This is a genomic window from Ferdinandcohnia salidurans (assembly GCF_042680725.1).
GTDB classification, from domain to species: domain Bacteria; phylum Bacillota; class Bacilli; order Bacillales; family Bacillaceae_L; genus Ferdinandcohnia; species Ferdinandcohnia salidurans.
On the sequence record NZ_JBHUEK010000036.1, the window covers coordinates 1 to 7063 of the forward strand.

General features: G+C 61.4%; 6 protein-coding genes. All 6 read right to left on the reverse strand.

The genetic code is table 11. The features are described 5' to 3' along the window. Positions 1–52: 52 nt before the first annotated feature. Positions 53–1258, reverse strand: a complete 1206-nt coding sequence (locus ACFSFW_RS24170) for an ATP-binding protein (RefSeq protein WP_344820631.1) — start codon at positions 1256–1258, stop codon at positions 53–55. Continuing rightward, complete coding sequence (locus ACFSFW_RS24175) at positions 1255–2082, reverse strand: hypothetical protein (protein WP_344055334.1); 828 nt, start codon at positions 2080–2082, stop codon at positions 1255–1257. The genes ACFSFW_RS24170 and ACFSFW_RS24175 overlap by 4 nt, the downstream gene beginning before the upstream one ends. Further along, positions 2079–2678 (reverse strand): DUF8063 family protein, encoded by a 600-nt coding sequence (locus tag ACFSFW_RS24180; protein ID WP_344820630.1) that lies wholly within the window; start codon positions 2676–2678, stop codon positions 2079–2081. Before ACFSFW_RS24180 ends, ACFSFW_RS24175 begins: the two co-directional genes overlap by 4 nt. Positions 2679–2784: 106 nt before the next feature. Continuing rightward, positions 2785–5544, reverse strand: coding sequence for a WD40 repeat domain-containing protein (locus tag ACFSFW_RS24185; RefSeq protein WP_346140041.1), 2760 nt, complete (start codon positions 5542–5544; stop codon positions 2785–2787). A gap of 14 nt (positions 5545–5558) precedes the next feature. Continuing rightward, complete coding sequence (locus ACFSFW_RS24190; RefSeq protein ID WP_346085759.1) at positions 5559–6356, reverse strand: hypothetical protein; 798 nt, start codon at positions 6354–6356, stop codon at positions 5559–5561. 17 nt (positions 6357–6373) lie between these two features. After that, a complete protein-coding gene (locus tag ACFSFW_RS24195) occupies positions 6374–6751 on the reverse strand; it encodes a DUF8023 family protein (RefSeq protein WP_344820627.1) in 378 nt (125 codons plus the stop codon). Positions 6752–7063: the final 312 nt, after the last annotated feature.

Below are 7063 nucleotides of genomic sequence, written 5' to 3' on the forward strand. Positions count from 1 at the left end.
GTCGGATCCGGACGTACCACGCAACTGCTCGCTTTGATCTGGTCTCGTTGTATCATTCGTCGTCGACCTCGGGTTCGAACTCGCCGTGTTGCTCCTCGTATCGGTTCGACCATTTCGAGACCCATTGTTGGGAGTATCCGAGGGCTCGAGCGATGTCGTCTTGATCGAGATCTAGGAAACCGGCACTGTCGAGACGCCACGCAACCTTCCGGAGTTCCTGCTCGGTCATGTCTGAGGCTAACTCGCGGGCCTGCTCGAGGGTCTGCTCCTCGAGGCCGTCGTCGTCGACTCCATCCCACGACCACGACGTCGCCTCCTCGTCGTCGTATCGATAGTCGGTCTCCGGGATCCCGTTGAGTTCCATAATCTTGTTGATCCCCTTCCGATTTTCGACGTCCTCGTAGACCGTCGCTCGCTTCACTTCTCCGCGATACCGTTGCACGACCGTCGCCATCGTCCTCACTGCCGGATGGACGTCCTTACCGTCGTGGCCGATGATGATGAGACCAGCTCGCGCTTTCCGGATCTTGTAGACGAGCGGCCCGAGTTTCTGCCCGGCCTCGTAGCCGTCCTTACCGCGTCCCGAGGCGTGGCTCGAGGCCTCGTCGAAAACGAACAGGAACGGACAAGCGTCCTCTTTCGCCGTGATCCCTCCGCCGGGGAGGTCCATCGTCTGATCATCGAGCCGGGACCGGAGGGATCCATAGGACGGATGCCACTCGTCGGCTTCCTCCCACGTCCGGATGTTTGATGCGAGGACCGCGTCGTCTCCTTGCTCGCGTTTCCACAGCTGTGCCAGCAAGAGCGCGAAGTTCGTTTTCCCGCTCCCTGGGTTCCCGAACAGATAGATGATCGGAGCGGGGATCGCCAGGATGTCGATAAGCTCCTGAATGGCCTTCAGACCGGAGATGTCGCTCCGACTGGCCGGATCTCCGACGGCCGCACTCTGCGTCTGGACGTCTCCCTGATGGACTGCTCGAGTGAGCGTCTCGGTCGCTTCAACTCCGAGCACCTGCCGAAAGAGCTTCGAGGCCTCCGCTTTCGTCGGCATGTCCTCGACGTCGAGGTCGTCGTACTGAGCGGCCGCTTTGCGGGGATCGTAGTAGGTCGTGAGATAGCTCAAGAGTCGACGGATCGTCTCGTCTCCGACGAGTCCCGTGTGTTCGTGCGCCTCGAGGTCGTGGGGCTTGCGGCCCTCGATCGTTTCCCGAAGCTCTGCCGATACCATCCATTTCTCGAGTCCGTCTTCTCGGGTCATTGGTCACGTCCTCCGTCGGTTGCTCGTGCTCGCTCCACCGCGTCGATCTCGTTTCTCGCCGTGTCCGGGAGGACCTCCCGGAGGGTCGGTCGCTCCTCCTGGTCGTCGCTCCTCGAGGCGTCTCGTGTCCGCTTGTTTGCGTCGACGTTGTCGCTCTCGAGGTCACTGTCGACGATCTCCTCGGTCGTCCCCGGATCGAACTCGAGGCCGTGCTCGACTGCGGCAATCAGAGAGTTAACGATCCGCTCCTCGATCTCGAGGGTTTTGAGCCGTTGCTGTGCTTGCAGTCGATCGAGTTTAGCAGAGTCCTCGAGAAGCTGTCCGTAGACGGCGTCGAGCTTACCCTGTGTCGTGAGGACCTCGAGGACAAGTTCCTCGTTTCCGCCTTCGACCTCGAGGCGACCGAGATCGTCGTCCCAGTCGAATTTGGTGACGATCGCGTCGAACATCCCGCGGTCGGGCTCGATCGCCGGATGCTCGCCGGTCTCCCGCTTCGACCACACCGTCTGTGGACAGAGCTTACCCGTGACGTCGATCTCGTCCTCGAGGTCGACGACGAGAATCCGCTTCCGCGGGTCCGGGATCCATCTATCGACGATAGCGACCTTAGCCGCGACCATCGCGGGGATGATCCCGATAGCGGTCCATTTGAGCGCCCAGGCGACTCCGGAGGGCATTTCGGGGATCCCGAGACGACCGGAGACGATGAGCGCGGTCACTGCGAGGACGGCGATATACACGCCGATCTTGTACTCTGCGAGGAGATAGGAGAGCCGGTCGTAGTGGCTCTCGAACCGCGGAGGGATGCTGTTTCCGTCCATCATAGTTCGGCCTCCATGTCTTCGGGACCGTCCCCGATTCGATGGTAGCGGCTCCAGGCGACGGCGACCGTCCCGAGGGTCGTCACACCGATCCCGAGGAGAAGCGTCTGCCACGTCGTCGACGTCTCGGGCTCGGGGAGGTCTCCGGTTCGGACCCACACGACGTTTTCCGCGTCGAGGCTCGAGTCGGTCGCAACGAGAGCGGCCGGCTCGCCGTTCCGATTGGGGATCCCCTCGAGGACGATCTCGGTCGTCTCGTCTGGCCGGAGTCGGATCTCGGTCCACTGCCAGCCGCCGGTCTCCGGATCGAGGACCTCGATCGCGTGGATCGTCTCGCTGGAGTCTCCGCGGTTGTGAACGACGATCGAGAGCCTCTCGGCCGACTCGTTATACTCGATCTCCTGAATCCGGACGTCCTCCTCGAGTTCGGCGAGGGCTCCGTCGACGTCGTCCCTCTCCTCCTGGACGTCGTCCTCGTCGTCCCCACCGAGGTCGACGACTCCTGCGTCTCCGTCGTCTGCGACCGCGACTCCTGCGAATGCTGTTACCCCCGTAACGATCAGGGTCATGGTCACGACGACGAGTGCGACTCTCCGCATGTCAGATCCCTCCGGTCATGTAGCCGAGGACGACGATCGTCGCTATCGCTATCACTCCGAGACGGATGATCGACCCGATCGGTCCGGCGAGAAGCCACCACATCGATCAGTCACCTCCGAGGACTCCGGCGGCTCCGGCTCCGATCACTCCCCACAGCCACACTGGGAGGCCGGCGATCGTGTTCGTCAGGAAACCGAGATCCCAGTCGTCGAGCGGGTTGCTCGGAGCCGGAACGCTCGTATCGTCTTCCTCGCGTTCGGCCAGCGCGTCGGCGTACTCCTCACTCACTTTCTCGAGGTACTTCCGATACTCCTCGGTATCCACCTCGTCATACTGCGGCTCGTCCCAACTGATCGTCTCAACCGAGTCGAGGTCTTCGGCGTCGTCGATGCCGTCGACGTCCTCGAGGATCGTCTCGACGTCGCTCACGGTCTCGATGTCCTCCGGGTCGTCGATGCCGTCGACGTCCTCGAGGATCGTCTCGATGTCCTCGCCCGCTTCAGACTCGAGTTCTGCGACGAGTTCGTCGGTGACGAACGGGACAACTTCGTTTCCGTCGCTGTCGACCATCTCCTCGACCTCGATCAGTCCGCGTGCGAGATTGACCTCCTCGCCCTCGACAGCATCGAAGGCAACGCCATGCTGGATGATGCCGTCGACCGGCCCTCGAAGCCACGGGTCGCCAGTCTCCTCCTCCGGCCCTCCGAGGACATCATAAGCCTCGTGCAGCACCTCACCAGTCGGAGACAGGAGCCTGAAGTCATCATCAAAGTCGTCGTTTCTAGAGACATGAGCCACAGTCCGGTAATCCGGTAGTCGCTGGAAGTCTCCTTCGCCATCGGGTTCGTGGAGAGTCCATTCGGCGTCCCCCGTTTCGGGGTCGATTAGCTCAACACGGCCATCGTCTTCCCAGGACGTGAAAACCCCGTCAAGCGTCCATTCGACGTCGTGCACGAACTCATCGGTTTCGAGGAGGTCGCGGTCCCCGGACTCCAGGTCGAAGATATACACTCCTGGCCCGTCGTCATTATTCGAGTGAGTCCCGGTTGCGATAGCTTCGCCATCCGGGCTAAGAGACAGGCCACTAATATACACCTCCGTACTCCACTGGACATCTCCCGACACAGCATCGTAAACCACCAGTCCAGAAGCCCCGTGACTTTCGACGAGGTATTCGCTGTCAGGGGAGAAACGAGCAGCATTCGATGTTGAATCGTTCGACCCAGTCCATAGCACATCGCCAGTCTCCGCGTCAAGCATCTCGCCGACATCCATGCCGCCGTGAACTCGGTAAACCATCTCACCGTCGGGCGAGAATGACCCGCCGTCGAACGGTGTTGAGTGGGTCCACAGGACCCGGTCGCTATCCATATCATACGCAACAGTACTCTCCTCATCGCTGTCCTCGAAGACGATCGTCGTCCCGTCTGGACTAAGCGACGGCAGGCCGAGGTCGTCGACCTCGAGCAGCGTTTCGCCGTTTATGTTCAGGAGACCACCCCTAACAGGGATAACGGGATTCAGCGCGTACTCTTGGCCTGCAGCCAGGGACGTGTCTCCGAGCAGCTTGCCGAACAGCAGTCCCTCGATCGCCTCGTCCTCGACGCGATCGTGGACAAGCTGGCCGTCGACATAACCATCCTCATCGTTGCGCGAGTAGGTCTGATGGGTGAAACCAGTGTACGACAGCGTCATCGAGGCTGAATCGGCGAGGTTCGGATGTTCGAGCCCCATCTGACTCATCATCGCCATCTCATACCGCGAGTCCGTGGCGTCAGTCGATCCCGACAAGAACTCGGCGATCCCTTCGACGCCCCGAACGTCGGCCGGATCGAGCGTGCCCTCATCCATCGCGTCGTAGAGGGCTTCGACAATGTCGAGGTCGTAGGTCTGTGTGGACTCCTCTGCCGCGTCCTCGATGTCGTCCCACAGCTTCATGACCTCCTCGAGATTCCCGACCTCCTGGGCGAGCAGGTCGGCCTCCGCCACGTTCGCGACCGTGGCGGTAAACCGATCCTCGAACTCCTCGCCGTCCTCGGTCTCCATGACGAACACCTCGTCATCAGAGTCCCAGGCGTCGATCAACTCCTGTCCGAGGGGGAACTCCGCCGAATCGCCGTTGTCCCATTCGACGTGGAATGTGGGGGCCTCGGTCTCGTAGGTCTCGCCGTTCAGCAGGTCGACCTCTATCTCGGTCGTCTCCTGCATGATGTTAGACTCGTCGGCCACGAGGTCGCCATCTCCGCTGTAGTCGTCGTTAGCGACCACCCAATTGACAAAATTGTCCGAGATGTCGTCGACCTCGAGTTGGACGTTCACGACCGCCCCGAGTTGCGCCCAGTTGGCGATCGCCACCTCGAGTTCGTTCCGCTGGATCAGCGCATAGTGATCCTCGATCGCCTCGATAGCCGCCTGTTGACCTCCGCCGACCTCTTTTCCCGCCTCCCAGGCGTCGGCAATCGCGTCCCGCGCTCGGATGGAGGCGATCATCGAAGCGTCCTCGAGGCGATTCTCGAGTATGATCGACGTCGCATCCCACCACTCCATCGCCGTAACGGCCTGGTTGTGGAGGGCGATCTCGCCGTCGGTCAGGTCTTCCGATCCCAGGATCTCGTCGACCGCCCGGTTGGCGAGCCGCCCGCCGTGGAGCAACGCCGCGGCCTTCGGGTTCGTCACCGTAAGCGCGAGTTCCGCGCCCCGCTGCCAGTCGATCCCGTCGCCATCGTCATCCGCGAGTGCGGAGTCCGTCGCGATCGTCCCGCCGGCCCCGGCCGCAGCCGCCGCAGCCAGGAGCCGCATGGCGTCGCGCCTCGAGGTTTCCATCCCGATACCACTGTCCGTTTCCGTTTGCTCTGAAAATGACATAGTTAGTCACCTCACTACTGTCGGAGGACGACGACGCCGAGACCGACGAGCACCACGCCGATCAGTGCCCAGTTAGGTATCTCGGTCGAGCCGTCGACACTCCCGATCGGGTAGCCGGTCGACTCGGACAGACCGAGATCGAGGACCTCGAGGTCGTCGGCGTCGTCCTCGGTCTCGAGGTAGACGGTCAGGTCGACCTCGTCGACGTCCTCGAGGTCGTCGACAGCCACCTCGAGGGAGGCCGTCTCGTCGGCCTCGATCTCGTCGCTCGTGAACCGGAGCACGTCGCCGGTCTCCGAGTCGGAGACCTCGAGCGTGACCATGACCTCGTCGTCGGCCTCGTCGTCGACCTCGACGTCGACGAACGCATCGGTCGTGTCGTTCGTCAGCTCTAGATCGTTCTCGGACTCGACCTCGTAACCGTCGACGCGGTCGGCCTCGGTCGAGACGTCGATCGAGACGAGATCGTCGGCGTCGTCCTCGGTCTCGGTCAGGATCTCGACGTCGTAGCTCCCCCAGGAGTCCACGTCGAACTCGAGGCTCTCACTCTCGCCGGCCGCGACCTCGATCGTCTCGGTTTCACCGTCGACGTCGGCCGTGACCTTGACCGCCTCGGCCGCTTCGGAGTCGGCCTCGAGGTCGACAATCACGTCAGCCGGCCCGTCGGTCTCGATTGTCTCGTCGTGAGCGACATGGCCGTCCTCGATCGGATCGAGATCGTCCTCCGCCGCTGCTAGCCCGACGAGGGCAAACGCCCCGACGAGCATGACTACCAGTGCGATACTTCCAAGCTTGAGTTTCCGTTTTGTCATTTGATGAACCTCCGTTGTCAGTCGTGTGCAATTCCCCAGTAACCGCCGGTCTGAAGCGCGAGCGCGAGCAATGCGACCTCCGCACTCTCGACCATCGACTCGAGCGATCCGGGAGCTAGGACCGAGAGCGCGAGCATCGCCAGCGCGATGATGATGAGCCCGCGACGGACGGGATCGAGCCGAGACCAACTCGGCATATTCAGGGCGGCGGCTCCCCCGAGGCCGAGCACGGACATGACCGCGTGATACGGGATCTCATACCCGCTAATGGTCGTTGCGACGGCCATGAGGTCGTATCCGATTAGCGATACTTCCGCGAGTCCGAGCCCGACAGCCGCTCCGACGGTATAAATTGCGCCGAAGAAGATGTCGAGGTATCGGTTGTCCCATTGCATTACATTTCACACTCCTTTCCGTAGTATCTTCACAGGTCGGAAACGGTGGATAAAATACTAAGAGTATCAGTAGTATATCCAGATAGACAGAGGATTTAATAGGAATGAACGGACCAATAGTAATCGATGGGGAAAGAAATTGCTCATGCTGATAGCCGATCGATCCAGGGGAATGGGGATTCCTTTTCGATCACGATCCCGAAAAAAGGCGCTCGAAAGATCGGGATCGATCCGGAGGACCTCGAGGACCATGATGCGTTTGTCGTACTCTATAAAGACGGGACTCTCGAGGCTTCTCTCCCGGACTCCCTC

Bases quoted from the DNA above. Each gene is read 5' to 3' on its own strand.
- ACFSFW_RS24170 (WP_344820631.1), bottom strand. From the start codon at position 1,258: ATGACCCGAGAAGACGGACTCGAGAAATGGATGGTATCGGCAGAGCTT.
- ACFSFW_RS24175 (WP_344055334.1), bottom strand. From the start codon at position 2,082: ATGATGGACGGAAACAGCATCCCTCCGCGGTTCGAGAGCCACTACGAC.
- ACFSFW_RS24180 (WP_344820630.1), bottom strand. From the start codon at position 2,678: ATGCGGAGAGTCGCACTCGTCGTCGTGACCATGACCCTGATCGTTACG.
- ACFSFW_RS24185 (WP_346140041.1), bottom strand. From the start codon at position 5,544: ATGTCATTTTCAGAGCAAACGGAAACGGACAGTGGTATCGGGATGGAA.
- ACFSFW_RS24190 (WP_346085759.1), bottom strand. From the start codon at position 6,356: ATGACAAAACGGAAACTCAAGCTTGGAAGTATCGCACTGGTAGTCATG.
- ACFSFW_RS24195 (WP_344820627.1), bottom strand. From the start codon at position 6,751: ATGCAATGGGACAACCGATACCTCGACATCTTCTTCGGCGCAATTTAT.